General features: G+C 67.6%; 15 protein-coding genes. 3 read left to right on the top strand and 12 right to left on the bottom strand.

From position 1 onward, the window contains the following. The first annotated feature begins 62 nt into the window (after positions 1-62). Positions 63-977 carry an alpha/beta fold hydrolase gene (locus tag BW996_RS04135; protein ID WP_051632000.1) on the top strand — a complete coding sequence of 305 codons (915 nt, stop codon included), beginning with the start codon at positions 63-65 and terminating at the stop codon, positions 975-977. Here the strand turns inward: BW996_RS04135 and BW996_RS04130 are convergent. Then, the gene (locus tag BW996_RS04130; RefSeq protein ID WP_037482700.1) at positions 931-2583 is read right to left on the bottom strand and encodes a methyl-accepting chemotaxis protein; all 1653 of its coding nucleotides are present in this window, start codon (positions 2581-2583) and stop codon (positions 931-933) included. The two genes, BW996_RS04135 and BW996_RS04130, sit on opposite strands and share 47 nt — an antisense overlap. A 171-nt stretch (positions 2584-2754) precedes the next feature. Beyond that, positions 2755-3993: a YihY family inner membrane protein gene (locus BW996_RS04125; protein WP_037482702.1), complete on the bottom strand. Its 1239-nt coding sequence runs from the start codon at positions 3991-3993 to the stop codon at positions 2755-2757. Positions 3994-4051: 58 nt separating this feature from the next. On the opposite strand from BW996_RS04125, the gene BW996_RS04120 reads away from it, so the two are divergent. Together BW996_RS04120 and BW996_RS04115 are read left to right on the top strand one after the other, a co-directional pair. Next, positions 4052-4522 carry a DUF2069 domain-containing protein gene (locus tag BW996_RS04120; RefSeq protein WP_081838151.1) on the top strand — a complete coding sequence of 157 codons (471 nt, stop codon included), beginning with the start codon at positions 4052-4054 and terminating at the stop codon, positions 4520-4522. Continuing rightward, positions 4519-5943 (top strand): FAD-binding oxidoreductase, encoded by a 1425-nt coding sequence (locus tag BW996_RS04115; RefSeq protein WP_037482704.1) that lies wholly within the window; start codon positions 4519-4521, stop codon positions 5941-5943. Before BW996_RS04120 ends, BW996_RS04115 begins: the two co-directional genes overlap by 4 nt. Positions 5944-5973: 30 nt before the next feature. Here the strand turns inward: BW996_RS04115 and BW996_RS04110 are convergent, their stop codons facing one another. The 10 genes from BW996_RS04110 to nuoH all read right to left on the bottom strand — a co-directional run bounded on the left by BW996_RS04110 (position 5974) and on the right by nuoH (position 15090). Next, positions 5974-6468 carry a DUF1178 family protein gene (locus BW996_RS04110; RefSeq protein ID WP_037482706.1) on the bottom strand — a complete coding sequence of 165 codons (495 nt, stop codon included), beginning with the start codon at positions 6466-6468 and terminating at the stop codon, positions 5974-5976. Positions 6469-6477: 9 nt separating this feature from the next. Continuing rightward, positions 6478-7098: an NUDIX domain-containing protein gene (locus tag BW996_RS04105; RefSeq protein WP_037482708.1), complete on the bottom strand. Its 621-nt coding sequence runs from the start codon at positions 7096-7098 to the stop codon at positions 6478-6480. A gap of 7 nt (positions 7099-7105) precedes the next feature. Continuing rightward, the gene (locus BW996_RS04100; protein WP_037482710.1) at positions 7106-7405 is read right to left on the bottom strand and encodes a DUF2818 family protein; all 300 of its coding nucleotides are present in this window, start codon (positions 7403-7405) and stop codon (positions 7106-7108) included. Between the two features lie 35 nt (positions 7406-7440). After that, positions 7441-8922, bottom strand: coding sequence for an NADH-quinone oxidoreductase subunit NuoN (gene nuoN / locus BW996_RS04095; RefSeq protein ID WP_037482711.1), 1482 nt, complete (start codon positions 8920-8922; stop codon positions 7441-7443). 19 nt (positions 8923-8941) lie between these two features. Then, a complete protein-coding gene (locus BW996_RS04090) occupies positions 8942-10414 on the bottom strand; it encodes an NADH-quinone oxidoreductase subunit M (RefSeq protein ID WP_037482715.1) in 1473 nt (490 codons plus the stop codon). Positions 10415-10430: 16 nt separating this feature from the next. After that, positions 10431-12446 carry an NADH-quinone oxidoreductase subunit L gene (gene nuoL / locus BW996_RS04085; protein WP_037482717.1) on the bottom strand — a complete coding sequence of 672 codons (2016 nt, stop codon included), beginning with the start codon at positions 12444-12446 and terminating at the stop codon, positions 10431-10433. Positions 12447-12467: 21 nt separating this feature from the next. Then, positions 12468-12773, bottom strand: a complete 306-nt coding sequence (gene nuoK, locus BW996_RS04080; RefSeq protein WP_037482719.1) for an NADH-quinone oxidoreductase subunit NuoK — start codon at positions 12771-12773, stop codon at positions 12468-12470. Further along, positions 12770-13429, bottom strand: coding sequence for an NADH-quinone oxidoreductase subunit J (locus BW996_RS04075; RefSeq protein WP_037482721.1), 660 nt, complete (start codon positions 13427-13429; stop codon positions 12770-12772). Before BW996_RS04075 ends, nuoK begins: the two co-directional genes overlap by 4 nt. Before the next feature lie 86 nt (positions 13430-13515). Continuing rightward, entirely contained in the window at positions 13516-14007 is a 492-nt protein-coding gene (gene nuoI, locus BW996_RS04070) for an NADH-quinone oxidoreductase subunit NuoI (protein ID WP_256365849.1), read from the bottom strand. Positions 14008-14031: 24 nt separating this feature from the next. After that, the gene (gene nuoH, locus BW996_RS04065; RefSeq protein WP_139330746.1) at positions 14032-15090 is read right to left on the bottom strand and encodes an NADH-quinone oxidoreductase subunit NuoH; all 1059 of its coding nucleotides are present in this window, start codon (positions 15088-15090) and stop codon (positions 14032-14034) included. Between the last annotated feature and the right edge of the window lie 18 nt (positions 15091-15108).

The following is a 15108-nucleotide window of genomic DNA, read 5'->3' as shown; positions in this document are numbered from 1 at the left end:
CGCGGGTGTTGCGCCAATATAGCCCACATCCCGCCCGAGTTCACCCCGAGGAGACCTGTGTGATGCCGATGCGATTCACGCTGGCCGGACGCCAGCTGCATGCCGACCAGACGCCTGGCGCCACCCCCGATTCGCAATGTGTCGTGTTCGTGCATGGCGCGCTCAACGACCGCAGCGTCTGGACGCATGCGGCGCGCTGGTGCCAGACGCAGGGCCTGGGCGTGCTGGTGCCGGACCTGCCCGGCCACGGCCTCAGCGAGGGCCCGCCTGACGCGGACATCGGCGCGATGGCCGACACCGTGCTGGCCCTGCTGCGATCGGCCGGGCTCGGGCAGGTCGTGCTGGTCGGCCACAGCATGGGCTCGCTGATCGCTCTGGAGGTGGCCGCACGTCTGGCACGGCAGGACGGGGCGCCGCAAGATCCGCAGATCAGCGATCTGGTGCTGGTCGGCACCGCGTTCCCGATGCGGGTGGCACCGGTCCTGCTGCAGCAGGCCGCCGATGCCCCGCTCCAGGCGATCGAGCTGATCGCCTCGCTGTCGCATGCGGGCCCGTCGGACGGCCGCGCCGAGCGCCAGGCCGCCAGCCGGGCACGCATGCAGCAGGTGCTGGCCGGCTGCGATGCACGACTGCTGCCCGAAGGCCGACGCACCTTGCTGGAGCTGGACCTGGCCGCCTGTGATCGCTACGACGCGGCCCTGGCGGCCGCACACCGGCTGGCCCAGGCCGATCGTCCGCCCCGATGTCACCTGATCTGCGGCGAACTCGACCAGATGACCCCGGTGCGACGCACCGCCGCGCTGAGGGATGCGCTGCAGGCCAGGTCGCACACACTGGCGCAGGCCGGCCACGCGATGATGGAAGACGACCCCGAGGGCTTCGCCGCGGCGCTGCAGGCCGTGCTGCAGGCCGAGACGATGCTCCGTCCTGTCAGGCCGTCGCCAGCCGACGCGCCTTCATCTCCCGACGCAGGCTGACCGCATCGCTGGCGTGGGCCAGCGCCGGCGCCGCCGCATCGAGCCGGAACACCGCCACCGCCTCGGTCACCGCCTGGGCCTGCACGGTGACCGTCTCGGACGCCGAGGACAGCTCGTCGACCAGCGCCGCATTCTTCTGCGTCAGCTGATCCATGTGCGAGACCGCCTCGTTGATCTGGGAGATGCCGTTGAGCTGCTCGGAGGCACCGGCGCTGATGCCTGCCACCAGCTCGCTCATGCGCTGCACCGCCGCCTGGGCCTCCTCCATCGTGCCGCAGGCCCGACGGGTCTGCTCGGAGCCGGCCTCGACCTTCAGACCCGCGTCCTCGATCAGATCCTTGATCTCGCGGGCTGCCACCGAGGTGCGCTGCGCGAGCTGGCGCACCTCGCCGGCCACGACACCGAAGCCGCGCCCCTGCTCGCCAGCACGCGCGGCCTCCACCGCGGCATTGAGCGCCAGCAGATTGGTCTGCAGCGCGATGCCGTCGATCACCTGAGTGATCTCGCGGATGCGTCGCGAGGCGTCGGCGATCGCCTCGACCGTGACGGTGACTTCCCTGACCGCCTCGGTGCTGCGCGCGGTCACGTCGGCCGCCTGGCGCGCCACGTCGGCGACATCGCGGGCGGTGTCGGCGCTGTGGCGCACCGTCTCGGTGATCTCGGCCATCGACGCGGAGGTCTGCTCCAGGCTGGAGGCCTGGGACTCGGTGCGCTCGGCCAGATCGCGGTTGCCACCCGCCAGATCCTGCGAGGTGTGCCGCAGCCGATCGACACCAGCACGGGTGTCGCCGACGATGGCCATCAGATTGACCGAAAGCTGGTTGAGCGCGCACGCCAGCCGACCGCTCAGCCCGGCCTGACCTGCCCGCAGCTGCCCGGTCAGATCGCCGGCGGCCAGCCGGTTGGCAAAGCGCAGCAGATCCTTGAGCGGCTCCTGGTTCTGACGGCGAATCAGTGCGGCCACGCCGACCGACAAGCCGGCAGCCAGCAGTGCAGCCGCAGCGGTGGTGGAAAGCCGCCCCGGCCAGATCGACATCAGCTGCGCGCAGCCCCAGCCACCGGCCACGCCAAGCAGGCACAGCGCCTGGGTGCGCCAGTGCCCGTCGCCCTGCAGGCGGTCCATCCCGCGGGCCAGCACCCCCTGAGGTGCCAGACGGCCCGCCTGCAGGCGCGGCCCGCCGCCACCGCCGCGGCTCGCCGCCTCGCGCATGCGGGCATACAAGGTCTCGGCCTCGCTCACCTGCTGACGGTCCGGCAGGGTGCGCACCGACATGTAGCCCACCGGCCGATCGCCATCGAGCAGCGGCGTCACATTGGCCATGACCCAGTAGTGATCGCCGTTCTTGCGCCGGTTCTTCACCAGTCCGGACCAGGGCTGCCCTGACTCGATCGTCTGCCACATGTCGCGGAAGGCCTCCTCCGGCATGTCGGGGTGACGGATCATATTGTGGGGCTGACCGAGCAGCTCCTCACGGGTGTAGCCGCTGACCTCGATGAAGGCCGGATTGCAATAGAGGATCCGCCCCTGGAGATCGGTCGTGGAGACCAGTGCCTGCCCGGCCGGGAAGGGATACTCCCGCTGGGTGATCGGCAGATTGGTGCGCATGCAGGTTTCCTTCCCTCGAACTGCCTGGAATGGGGAACAACAGGAATCATGCTCGCAGGCATGCTGCGAGGACTGCGCAAGCCTAGGGCGCTGGTTCCCCGGCTGAAACCACAAAAACCTGCCGGGTCCGGGTGCTGCTCCGGCTCATGTCCGGGTCCGCGCTGCCGGACTTCAGTTCACGGAATGTTCCGGCTCCAGGCGGTCAGGCGCCCCGGGTCGGACCAGGGCATCGGCCAGGGTGAGCGCGGCCAGACCGGTGCGCTGCTGCAGCGGCAGCAGCAGCGGATCGTCGGCCAGCAGCAGCCGCTCGACCAGCGGCGCCAGGGGCGTGGTCACCGGCTCGGTGAGCAGCACATGGCGCGCCTGGCCGTCCTCGGCCAGCAGGCCGATCCAGTCGAGGCGCTGCAGCACCTCCAGCACCGGCTCGGCCTGCAGCGGATCCAGGCGCAGGCGCTCGCACAGCGCGGCCAGCGCCATGCCGCGCGCAGGCGTCTGGCGCGCCTGCGCCAGCTCGCCCAGCAGTTCCAGCGCGAGCACGAAACGCCAGCCCGGCCGGTACTCGCGCCGACGCACCCGCAGGTCTAGGCTGGGCATGTAGGCCGCCACCACCGCGCCAAGCAGCACGATGACCCAGCCCAGATAGATCCAGATCAGCAGGATCGGCAGGGTCGCGAAGGCGCCGTAGATCGTGGTGTAGGTCGGCACCAGGCTCAAGTACCAGGCCAGCAGCTTCTTGGCGATCTCGAAGGCCACCGCGACGAAGGTCCCGCCGGCCAAGGCATGGGCCCAGCGCACCTGGGTGTTGGGCACGAAGCGGAACAGCATCGCTGCGCCCAGGGCCATCAGCAGCAGTTCGGCCAGCCCCAGCAGCAGCGCCACTCCGCCCGGCAGGCTCTCGACCACATCGCGCGACGCGGTCAGGGCCCAGGAGGTCAGCGACAGGCTGAAGCCCAGCATCAGCGGCCCGAGCGTGGCAGTGGTCCAGTACACCAGCACCCGCCGGGTCAGCGACCGGGGCTGGCGCACCCGCCAGATCGCGTTGAGCGAGCGGTCGATGGTCAGCAGCATCGCGATCGCGGTGAAGAAGAGCACCACCAGGCCCACCGCACCGACCCGGCTGGCCTTGGTGGCGAACAGCGTGAGCTGCTGCAGCACCGGCCGCGCGATCGCGTCGGGCACCAGGTTCTGCAGGAAGTACAGCTCCAGCGCCTTGCGCAGGCTGCCGAACATCGGGAAGACGGTGAAGATCGCGAAGGCCACCGTCAGCAGCGGCACCAGCGAGACGGTGGTGGTGAAGGTCAGGCTGCCGGCGGCCACGCCCAGCCGGTCCTCGCGAAAGCGCTGGCGCAGGGTCTGCAGGGTCTCGCGCCAGGGCCAGTGCGATCGGGAGAACGATCGGGAAATATTCATGACGGATATCATGCCAAAGCCCCCGGCCCGCCCGGGAACGACCACGATCCCCGCCAACATGAACGACGCTCCCGCCCCCTCCACCCACCCGAATGCCGCCCATCCGGTCGACCCGATCGATCCGGTCGACGGCCAGCCGCGCCCGCCCACGCCTGCGGTGCAGCGCAGCCGCTGGCTGACCTTCGGGCTGTGCCTGGCGCTGGTCGTGCTCGGGCTGCTGTGGGAGCTGGTGCTGGCCCCGACCGGGCGCGGCACGCTGGCGATCAAGGTGCTGCCGCTGGTGCTGGCCCTGCCCGGCCTGTGGCGCATGCGGCTCTACACCTACCGCTGGCTGAGCCTGGCGGTCTGGCTCTACGCGGCCGAGGGCGGCGTGCGGGTGCTGGGCGAACGCGGCTGGGGCCCGGCGCTGGCCCTGACCGAGATCGTGCTGTCGGTGCTGCTGTTCGGCGCCTGCGCCTGGCATGTGCGGGCCCGGCTGGCGGCCGGCCGCCTGCTGGCTGCGCAAGAACCCGCAGAGACTGCCGCATGAGCACAGACACCGCGCAGTTCCTCGAAGGCCTGGCCGCGCGGATCGGCGCGGCGCAGGTGCTGCGCGAGGGCGATCTCTCGGCCTGGACAGTGGACTGGCGCCGGCGCTGGCCCGGCCGCGCGCTGGCGGTGGCCCGGCCCGGCACGACCGAGGAGGTCGCCGCGGTGATGCGCCTGTGCGCCGAGCACCGCGTCGCGGTCGTGCCGCAGGGCGGCAACACCGGCCTGGTCGGCGCCTCGGTGCCCGACGCCAGCGGCACGCAGCTGCTGCTGAGCCTGCGCCGGCTCGATCGGGTGCGCGCGATCGACCCGGCCAACCTGACGATGACGGTCGAGGCCGGCTGCGTGCTGCAGGCCGCGCAGCAGGCCGCCGAGGCTTCAGGGCTGTGGCTGCCCCTGAGCCTGGCCTCGGAGGGCAGCTGCACCGTCGGCGGCAATCTGGCGACCAATGCCGGCGGCACCCAGGTACTGCGCCACGGCAACGCCCGCGAGCTCTGCCTGGGGCTGGAGGTGGTCACGCCCGCCGGCGAGATCTGGGACGGCCTCTCCGGCCTGCGCAAGGACAACACCGGCTACGACCTGCGCCACCTCTACATCGGCAGCGAGGGCACGCTGGGCGTGATCACCGCGGCGGTCATGAAGCTGCAGCCGCAGCCGGCGGCCACCCGCACCGCGCTGGCGGCCTGCGACTCGCTGGAAGCCTGCGTGGCGCTGCTGCGCCTGGCGCGCGGCCAGGCGGGCGACGCGCTGACCGGCTTCGAGGTGATCGGCCGGCATGCGCTGTCGCTGGTGGCGCGGCATTTCCCGCAGATCCCGCAGCCACTGCCGGCCTGTGCCTGGACGGTGCTGATGGAGCTCTCCGACAGCGAGGGCGAGGCCCATGCGCAGGGCCTGCTCGAGGCGCTGCTGGCGCGGGCGCTGTCGGCGGGCACGATCCAGGATGCGGCGGTGGCGCAGTCGCTGGCGCAGTCGCGCGCGATGTGGCAGCTGCGCGAGTCGGTGTCGGCGGCGCAGTCGGCCGAGGGGCTCAACATCAAGCACGACATCGGGCTGCCGGTGTCGGCGATCCCCGAGTTCGTCGCCCGCACGGACGCGGCACTGCGCACGCGCTGGCCGGGCGTGCGGCCGGTCACCTTCGGCCACCTCGGCGACGGCAACCTGCACTACAACGTGCAGGCGCCCGAGGGCGAGGATCCGAAGCGCTTCCTGGCCGAGCAGGAGGATGCCGTCAACACGCTGGTGCACGACGCGGTGCAGGCGCACCGCGGCACGATCTCGGCCGAGCACGGCATCGGCCGGCTCAAGCGCGACGAGCTGCAGCGGCGCAAGTCGCCGGTGGCGCTGGCGCTGATGCGCTCGATCAAGCAGGCGCTCGACCCCGAGGGCCGGATGAACCCGGACCGGATGCTGCCGGCCGACTGAAGCGAGGCGCCGAGCGGCCCGGGCCGGCGGCTACTGCAGCGGACCGTCCAGGCCTTCGGGCACCGGCAGCGCAAGCACCTCGATGCCCTCCTCGCGCAGCTCGCGGCGCTCCTCGGGCGTAGCCTGGCCGCGAATGCCGCGGGCCTCGGCATCGCCGTGATGGATGCGCCGGGCCTCCTCGGCGAAGCGCGGACCGACATCCTCGGTGTGCGCCAGCACATGGCGCACCGCCTGCAGGAAGATCGCCTCGGCCTGCTGGCGCTCGGGCGTGGCCGCCGGCGCGGGATGGGAGACCGGTCGGGCTGCCGGCACCTGCACGGGCGCGGCGGAACGTGTGGCCGGCGCCGAGGCCCGCGCAGCCGACAGGTTCAGCCGCGGCGCCGAGGGCAGACGCACCACCTCGGCGCTGCCGCACAGCGGACAGGTCAGCAGGCCGCGCGCGCACTGGGACTGGTAGTCCTCCTCGGAGCCGAACCAGCCCTCGAAGCCGTGCCCGGCCTCGCACTGCAGATCGAATACTTTCATGGACCGGAATTATCGGCCGCGGCTCCAGGCCTCGGCAGGCCGCCAGTCCAAGGCCCAGCGGCCGGCGCGCCATTGCTGGATCCACAGCAGCGCAATCATCGTCTTGGCGTCGGTCACCTCGCCGTCGCGCACCCAGTCGGAGAGCTGCTGCTCGCTGGCGGCAAAGACATCGAGGAACTCGCCCTCGTCGAGGCGGCGCTCGCCGACCGTCAGGCCGCGTGCGAACCAGATCTCGATGCGCTCGTCGGAATAGGCGATCGCGTTGCGCAGCTCGCCGGCCAGCGCCCACTCGGCAGCGCTGCAGCCGGTCTCCTCATGCAGCTCGCGCACGCCGCAGGTGATGCCGGCCTCGCCGGCATCGATCTTGCCCGCGGGAAACTCGATGAAGGCGCGGTGGTGCGGATAGCGATACTGGCGCTCGAGCAGCAGGCGGCCGTCGTCGAGGATCGGCACCACCATGACCGCGCCCGGGTGGACGATGTACTCGCGGTAGGAGACCGAGCCGTCGGGCAGGCGCACCGTGTCATGCATCACCTGCAGGAAGCGGCCCGAGTGGGCCTGCGTCGAGTCCAGGCGCTGCTCGCGCAGGTGGTCGTCGCCCTCGGGCAGATCGGCGAATTCAGGGAGCATGGAAGTGTCAGCGCTGACGGCGCAGGTAGCGCCAGACGAAGCCGGGAAAGGCCAGCGTCAGCATCAGGCACAGCAGCACGGCATAGAACTGCCAGCCCTGCGGCACCATCTGGCCGGCGCGCGACTCCAGCAGCCGCCCGACCAGGATGACGATCCCGGTATGCAGCAGCAGCTCCAGCAGACGCCAGGCCAAGGCCTTCGGCGCGCGCAGCGGGCCCAATGCAAAAAGCCGTTCGGTGACGAACGGCAGGTTGGCCAGCACTGCTGCAAGCAGCAGCACCAGCCAGATCGAGGCAGAGGAACTCACCCCAGCGACTCCATCAGGTCAGCACTGAGCGACGATCAGCCGGCCAGCGACTTGACGATGGCCTGCGAGCACAGCGTCATCAGGCCGCCCGGGATGATGCCCAGCAGCAGCACCGCGGCGCCGTTGAGCGACAGCACAGTGCGCGGACCGCCGGCGATGACGATCGTCGAGCTGTCCTTCGGCTCGTCGAAGTACATGACCTTGACGACGCGGATGTAGTAGAAGGCGCCGATCAGCGACATCACCACACCGAAGATGGCCAGCTGGATCAGCACCGGATCGTTGGTGGAGATCAGCGCCTGCAGCACCGCCAGCTTGGCATGGAAGCCCACCATCGGCGGCACGCCAGCCAGCGAGAACAGGAAGATCGCCATCACCGCGGCCAGCACCGGGCTGCGCTTGTGCAGGCCGGCCAGGTCGGCGATGTCCTCGGCCTCGAAGCCCTGACGCGCCAGCAGCATGATCAGACCGAAGGTGCCCAGCGTCGTGACCACGTAGGTCAGGATGTAGAACAGCGACGAGCTGTAGGCGTTGGCGGCCGACAGGGTGTTGCCGTTGACCACGCCGGCGATCATGCCCAGCAGCAGGAAGCCCATCTGCGCGATGGTCGAGTAGGCCAGCATGCGCTTGAGGTTGGTCTGCGCGATCGCCGCCAGGTTGCCGATCAGCAGCGAGCACACCGCCAGCACGCCCAGCATCTGCTGCCAGTCGGCGGCCAGGCCCATCATGCCGTCGACCAGCAGGCGCATCGCCATGCCGAAGGAGGCGATCTTCGGCGCACCGGCGATCAGCAGCGTGGCCGCGGTCGGCGCACCCTGGTAGACGTCAGGCACCCACATGTGGAAGGGCACGGCGCCGAGCTTGAAGGCCAGACCGGAGACGATGAACACCAGACCGAAGGTCAGCACCTGACGGTTGGCCTCGCCCTTGGCGATGACGTCGAAGATGGTGCCGATGTCCAGCGAGCCGGTCGCGCCGTACAGCATCGACATGCCGTAGAGCAGGAAACCGGAGGCCAGCGCGCCGAGCACGAAGTACTTCATCGCGGCTTCGGTCGACTGGGCGTGGTCGCGGCGCAGCGCCACCAGCGCGTACAGCGACAGGCTCATCAGCTCCAGGCCGATGTAGGTGACCAGCAGGTTGTTGGCCGACACCATCACCGAGATGCCCAGCAGCGAGAACAGGCTGAGCGAGTACAGCTCGCCCTTGAGCATCTCGCGGCTCTCGGCGTAGGGGCGCGCATAGATCAGCGTGACCGCGATCGCGATCACCGCGAACAGGGCCAGCAGATGCCCCATCGGATCGGACACCACCATGCGGTTCATCGCATAGAGGGTCTCGCCGTCCTGGATGTAGGTCCAGTGCATCGCGCCGACGCCGGCCAGCGTCAGCAGCGTCAGCACATGGGTGGGCGTGCGCTTCGGGTCGGTGACGAAAAGGTCGGCCAGCGCGACCACGCAGGTCATCACCAGCAGGAAGATCTCGGGATACACCGCGAGCCAGTTCATTGCAGTCATGGGGTGCAGCGCTCCGTGATCACAGTTTCGAGACGCCGACGTGGCGGATCAGCTCGGTCACCGACACATGCATCACGTCGGTGAAGGGCTTGGGATACAGGCCCATGCCCAGCGTGCACAGGGCCAGGATCGCCAGAATCGCGAATTCGCGGACATTGATGTCGGTCAGCTCGCGGACATGGTCGTTGGCGACATCACCGAAGTAGACGCGCTTGACCATCCACAGCGTGTAGGCGGCGCCGAAGATCAGCGCGGTGGCGGCCAGCAGACCGATCCAGAAGTTGTACTTCACCGCACCCAGGATGACCATCCATTCGCCGATGAAGCCCGCCGTGCCCGGCAGACCGGCATTGGCCATGCCGAAGAAGACCGCGAAGGCAGCGAACTTGGGCATCGTGTTGACCACGCCGCCGTAGCTGGCGATCTCGCGGGAGTGCACGCGGTCGTACAGCACGCCGATCGAGAAGAACATCGCGCCCGACACGAAGCCGTGCGAGACCATCTGCACCAGACCGCCGGAAATGCCCAGCTCGCTGAAGAAGAAGAAGCCCAGCGTGACGAAGCCCATGTGAGCGATCGACGAGTAGGCGACCAGCTTCTTCATGTCGTTCTGCACCATCGCCACCAGACCGATGTAGATGACGGCGATCAGCGACATGGTGATCAGCAGCCAAGACCACTCGTGCGAGGCGTCCGGGGCGATCGGCAGCGAGAAGCGCAGGAAGCCATAGGCGCCGAGCTTCAGCATGATCGCGGCCAGCACCATCGAGCCGCCGGTGGGCGCCTCGACGTGGGCATCCGGCAGCCAGGTGTGCACCGGCCACATCGGCACCTTCACCGCGAAGGCGGCCAAGAAGGCGAAGAAGATCAGCGTCTGCACGTCCATCGGCAGCGGCAGCTTGTGCCACGTCAGGATGTCGAAGCTGCCACCCGACTTGTAGTACAGGTAGATCAGCGCGATCAGCATCAGCAGCGAGCCGGCCAGCGTGTACAGGAAGAACTTGATCGCGGCGTAGACGCGGCGCGGACCGCCCCAGATGCCGATGAGGATGTACATCGGGATCAGGGTCGCCTCGAAGAAGACGTAGAACAGCAGGCCGTCGACCGCCGAGAACACGCCGACCGTCAGGCCGGACATGATCAGGAAGGCGCCCATGTACTGGTGCGCGCGGTCGGTGATGACCTCCCAGCCGGCGCCCACCACCAGCACGGTGATGAAGGCGGTCAGCGGGACGAACCACATCGAGATGCCGTCGACGCCCAGGTGGTAGTTGACGTTGAAGCGCGGAATCCAGCTGATCTTCTCGACGAACTGCATCGCAGCCGTCGAGTTGTCGAAGCCGGTGATCACCGGGATCGTGACCAGGAAGCTGACCAGCGAGCCGACCAGCGCGATCCAGCGCGCGGTGCCGGGTTGATCATCGCGGCCGACGGCCAGCAGGATGATCCCGAAGACGATCGGGATCCAGATCGCAAGAGAGAGGTATGCCATGTTCAGGTGCCTCCGCTCAGCGATGCAGCCACACGAACCACGTCATCAGCGCGAAGACGCCGACAAGCATGACCAGTGCATAGTGGTAGATGTAACCGGTCTGGAGGAGTCGCACCAGCGAGCCGATCCAGCCGACCAGGCGAGCGGACCCGTTGACGGCTGCGCCGTCGATCAGGGTCACGTCACCCACCTTCCACAAGCCGCGACCCAGCAGGCGTGCACCCGCAGCGAAGATGTGCTCGTTGATCCAGTCCATGTAGTACTTGTTTTCCATCAGCGTCACCAGCGGCGCAAGCGCACGGGCGAAGAAGGCAGGAACCGCCGGCACCAGCATGTAGAAGACATAGGCGGTCACCACGCCACCGACCGCCAGCCACAGCGGCAGCGTGTGCAGCGAGTGGGCAGCCATGGCGGCCGCGCCGTGGAAATGCTCGGCCAGGTTGGCCATCGCCGGATGGCGGGCCGCGTCGACATGGACGGCATCCTTCAGGAAGTCGCCGAACAGCAGCGGCTCGATCGTCAGGTAGCCGATCACCACCGACGGGATCGCCAGCAGCAGCAGCGGCACCGTCACCACCCAGGGCGACTCATGCGGCGTGTGCGCGTGACCATGGCCGTCGTCGTCATGATGGTCGTGCTCGCCCGGGAAGGGCTTGTGATGGAAGTGCTCCTTGCCGTGGAAGACCAGGAAGTACATCCGGAAGGAGTAGAAGGCGGTCACGAAGACGCCCGCCACCGCCGCGGTCAGCGCGATCGGTGCAGCGGCGAGGTTGCTCGCGCCCAGGGCCAGGATGATCGAGTCCTTCGAGTAGAAACCCGAGAAGAACGGCGTGCCGATCAGCGCCAGGCTGCCCAGCAGCGAGGTGATCCAGGTGATGGGCATGTACTTGCGCAGGCCGCCCATGTTGCGGATGTCCTGGTCATGGTGCATGCCGATGATGACCGAGCCGGCACCGAGGAACAGCAGCGCCTTGAAGAACGCGTGCGTCATCAGGTGGAACACCGCGACCGAGTAGGCCGAGGCGCCCAGCGCGATCGTCATGTAGCCCAGCTGCGACAGCGTCGAGTAGGCGACCACCCGCTTGATGTCGTTCTGGATGATGCCCAGGAAGCCCATGAACAGCGCGGTGATCGAGCCGATGACCAGGATGAAGTTCAGCGCGGTGTCCGACAGCTCGAACAGCGGCGACATCCGGGTCACCATGAAGATGCCGGCCGTCACCATGGTGGCGGCGTGGATCAGCGCCGAGATCGGGGTCGGGCCTTCCATCGAGTCCGGCAGCCAGACGTGCAGCGGGAACTGCGCCGACTTGCCCATCGCGCCGATGAACAGGCAGATGCAGGTCACGGTGATCAGCATCCACGGCTCACCGCCGAAAGGATTGGCGAAGCCCAGCTTGGCGTACTCGTCGGCCTTCGCGAAGGCCTCGGTGTAGTTCAGCGTGCCGGCGTAGGCGGCGATCAGGCCGATGCCCAGGATGAAGCCGAAGTCGCCGACCCGGTTGACCAGGAAGGCCTTCATGTTGGCGAAGATCGCCGTCGGCTTCTTGTACCAGAAGCCGATCAGCAGGTAGGAGACCAGGCCCACCGCTTCCCAGCCGAAGAACAGCTGCAGGAAGTTGTTGCTCATGACCAGCATGAGCATCGAGAAGGTGAACAGCGAGATGTAGCTGAAGAAGCGCTGGTAGCCCGGATCCTCTTCCATGTAGCCGATGGTGTAGATGTGGACCATCAGCGACACGAAGGTCACCACGCACATCATCATCGCCGTCAGGCCGTCGACCATGAAGCCGACTTCCATCTTCAGGTCACCCAGCACCATCCACTCATAGATGGTCTGGTTGAAGCGTGCGCCGCCGATCACGTCGATGAGCGTCATCACCGACAGGATCAGCGCGACCAGCACGCCAAGAATGGTGGCCACATGCGAGCCCGTGCGACCCACGGCCTTGCCGAAGAAGCCGGCGATGATGGCGCCCGCCAGGGGCGCCAGCGGAACCGCCAGCAGTGTCGATTGCGAGAGCTGAGACATTTTCTGGTTTTCCCCTTGGCGTCAGCCCTTCAGCGAATCGAGCTCGTCGACGTTGATGGTCGAACGGTTGCGGAACAGCACGACCAGGATGGCCAGACCGATCGCGGATTCGGCCGCAGCGACCGTCAGGATGAAGAACACGAAGACCTGGCCCGCCATGTCACCCAGGTAGTGGGAGAAGGCGACGAAGTTCAGGTTGACCGACAGCAGCATCAGCTCGATGGCCATCAGCAGCACGATCAGGTTCTTGCGGTTCAGGAAGATGCCGATCACCGACAGCGCGAACAGGATCGCGCCCAGCGTCAGGTAGTGTCCGAGGGTGATCATGCCTTTCCTTTCGCGGCGTCAGCGGCCGGTGCGGTCGTCTCGGCGGCGGGCTGGGAGGGCAGCTCGCGCACGGCGTCCATCTTGACGATGCGCAGGCGGTCGGCCTTCTTCGCCTTGACCTGCTCCGACGGGTTCTGGCCGCGCACGTCCTTGCGACGACGCAGCGTCAGGGCCACCGCGGCGATCATCGCCACCAGCAGCAGCACCGCGGCGAGCTGGACCGGGTAGAGGTAGTCGGTGTAGATCTCGATGCCCAGCAGCTTGGTGTTGGGCACGGTCTCGGCGCCCGGCATCGGCTTCGGATCCGGCACGTTGAAGCCGCGCTGCAGCACCCAGGCCATTTCCAGCGCGATGATCACGCCGACCAGACCGGCGACCGGGAAATGTTTCCAGAAACCCTGGCGCAGCAGGTCGAGATTGATGTCAAGCATCATCACGACGAACAGGAACAGCACCATGACGGCGCCGACATACACCAGGACCAGGGAGATGGCCAGGAACTCGGCATGCAGCAGCATCCAGACGCACGAGGCGCTGAAGAAGGCCAGCACGAGGAAGAGCGCCGCATGCACGGGGCTGCGGGCCGTGATGACCCGGAAGCCCGAGAACAGCAGCACGGCGGAGAAGACGTAGAAGAGCGCGGTGGTCGTGTCCATGTCGATGTCGGGTACTCGATGGCGCAGGCCCAGCCTTGCCCGGCACCGTCACCATGACGGCACCAGCGAAGTCTGGGTGGAAAGGCTTACCGGTACTTGGCGTCCGCCTCCTTGTTGGCTGCAATCTCTTTCTCGTACCGATCACCGACGGCCAGCAGCATGTCCTTCGTGAAGTACAGGTCGCCGCGCTTTTCGCCGTGGTATTCGAAGATGTGCGTCTCGACGATCGAGTCGACCGGGCAGCTTTCCTCGCAGAAGCCACAGAAGATGCACTTGGTCAGATCGATGTCGTAGCGCGTGGTGCGGCGGCTGCCGTCGTCCTTGCGCTCGCCGGCCTCGATCGTGATGGCCATCGCCGGGCAGACCGCCTCGCACAGCTTGCAGGCGATGCAGCGCTCTTCGCCGTTCTCGTAGCGGCGCAGCGCGTGCAGGCCGCGGAAGCGCGGGCTCAGCGGCGTCTTCTCTTCCGGGAACTGGACGGTGACCGTCTTCTGGAAGAAGTGACGGCCCGTCAGCTTCATTCCCTTGAGCAGCTCCAGCAGCATGAAGCTGGAGACGAAATCCTTGACAGCAGACACGGTGTGCTTCCTTGCTGGCTCGATTTATTTCCAGATGTTCCAGGGCGACTGGATCCACAGACCCACCACCACCAGCCACACCAGCGTGAGCGGAATGAAGATCTTCCAGCCCAGACGCATGATCTGGTCGTAGCGGTAGCGCGGGAAAGTCGCACGCACCCACAGGAACATCGTGACCACCACAAAGGTCTTGATGCCCAGCCAGATCCAGCCCGGGATGAACGACAGGAAGCTCAGCGGAGCATCCCAGCCACCCAGGAACATCAGGACGGCCAGCATCGACACCAGGATCATGTTGGCGTACTCGGCCAGGAAGAACATCGCGAACGACATGCCCGAGTACTCGATCATGTGACCGGCGACGATTTCCGCCTCGCCTTCCACCACGTCGAACGGGTGGCGGTTGGTCTCGGCCAAGCCCGAGATGAAGTAGATGACGAAGATCGGCAGCAGCGGCAGCCAGTTCCAGGACAGGAAGTTCAGGCCCATGTCGGCGAACTGGCCCTGGGTCTGGCTGACGACGATGTCGCTCATGTTCAGGCTTCCGGCGACCATCAGCACCACGACGAAGCAGAAGCCCATCGCGATTTCATAGCTGACCATCTGCGCCGACGCACGCATCGCGCCCAGGAAGGCGTACTTCGAGTTCGAGGCCCAGCCGGCGATGATGACGCCGTAGACCTCGAGCGAGGTGATCGCCATCAGGAACAGCAGGCCGGCATTGACATTGGCTAGCGCCACCTCAGGACCGAAGGGCACGACCGCCCAGGCGGCCAGCGCCGGCATGATGGTCATGATCGGGCCGAGGAAGAACAGGCCCTTGTTCGCGGCGGTCGGGGCGATGATCTCCTTGAAGATCAGCTTGACCGCGTCGGCGATCGGGGTCAGCAGACCCATCGGACCGACGCGGTTCGGGCCCGGACGCACCTGGGTGCGACCGATGGCCTTGCGCTCCCACAGCGTCAGGTAGGCCACGCAGCCCAGCAGCGGCAGCAGCACCGCGACGATCTTCAGCAGGGTCCAGACGACGGGCCACGCACCTCCCAGGGTCGCGGCGCCGGTGGTTTGCAGGGTATCCAGCATCATCAGCTCTTTTCTGCG

Origin of the sequence: Sphaerotilus natans (genome assembly GCF_900156335.1) — a bacterium.
Classification (GTDB): Bacteria; Pseudomonadota; Gammaproteobacteria; order Burkholderiales; family Burkholderiaceae_C; genus Sphaerotilus; species Sphaerotilus natans.
Note: the sequence above shows the minus strand (reverse complement) of the source record. Positions and strands in the feature narration are given on the sequence as shown.

Excerpts from the sequence above, each read along its gene's own strand:
- BW996_RS04105 (WP_037482708.1), bottom strand. The coding sequence starts at position 7,098 with ATGCTCCCTGAATTCGCCGATCTGCCCGAGGGCGACGACCACCTGCGC.
- BW996_RS04075 (WP_037482721.1), bottom strand. The coding sequence starts at position 13,429 with ATGGACACGACCACCGCGCTCTTCTACGTCTTCTCCGCCGTGCTGCTG.
- nuoH (WP_139330746.1), bottom strand. The coding sequence starts at position 15,090 with ATGCTGGATACCCTGCAAACCACCGGCGCCGCGACCCTGGGAGGTGCG.
- BW996_RS04090 (WP_037482715.1), bottom strand. The coding sequence starts at position 10,414 with ATGGCATACCTCTCTCTTGCGATCTGGATCCCGATCGTCTTCGGGATC.
- BW996_RS04115 (WP_037482704.1), top strand. The coding sequence starts at position 4,519 with ATGAGCACAGACACCGCGCAGTTCCTCGAAGGCCTGGCCGCGCGGATC.
- BW996_RS04125 (WP_037482702.1), bottom strand. The coding sequence starts at position 3,993 with ATGAATATTTCCCGATCGTTCTCCCGATCGCACTGGCCCTGGCGCGAG.
- nuoN (WP_037482711.1), bottom strand. The coding sequence starts at position 8,922 with ATGACTGCAATGAACTGGCTCGCGGTGTATCCCGAGATCTTCCTGCTG.
- BW996_RS04120 (WP_081838151.1), top strand. The coding sequence starts at position 4,052 with ATGAACGACGCTCCCGCCCCCTCCACCCACCCGAATGCCGCCCATCCG.
- nuoL (WP_037482717.1), bottom strand. The coding sequence starts at position 12,446 with ATGTCTCAGCTCTCGCAATCGACACTGCTGGCGGTTCCGCTGGCGCCC.
- BW996_RS04110 (WP_037482706.1), bottom strand. The coding sequence starts at position 6,468 with ATGAAAGTATTCGATCTGCAGTGCGAGGCCGGGCACGGCTTCGAGGGC.
- BW996_RS04130 (WP_037482700.1), bottom strand. The coding sequence starts at position 2,583 with ATGCGCACCAATCTGCCGATCACCCAGCGGGAGTATCCCTTCCCGGCC.
- BW996_RS04135 (WP_051632000.1), top strand. The coding sequence starts at position 63 with ATGCCGATGCGATTCACGCTGGCCGGACGCCAGCTGCATGCCGACCAG.
- nuoK (WP_037482719.1), bottom strand. The coding sequence starts at position 12,773 with ATGATCACCCTCGGACACTACCTGACGCTGGGCGCGATCCTGTTCGCG.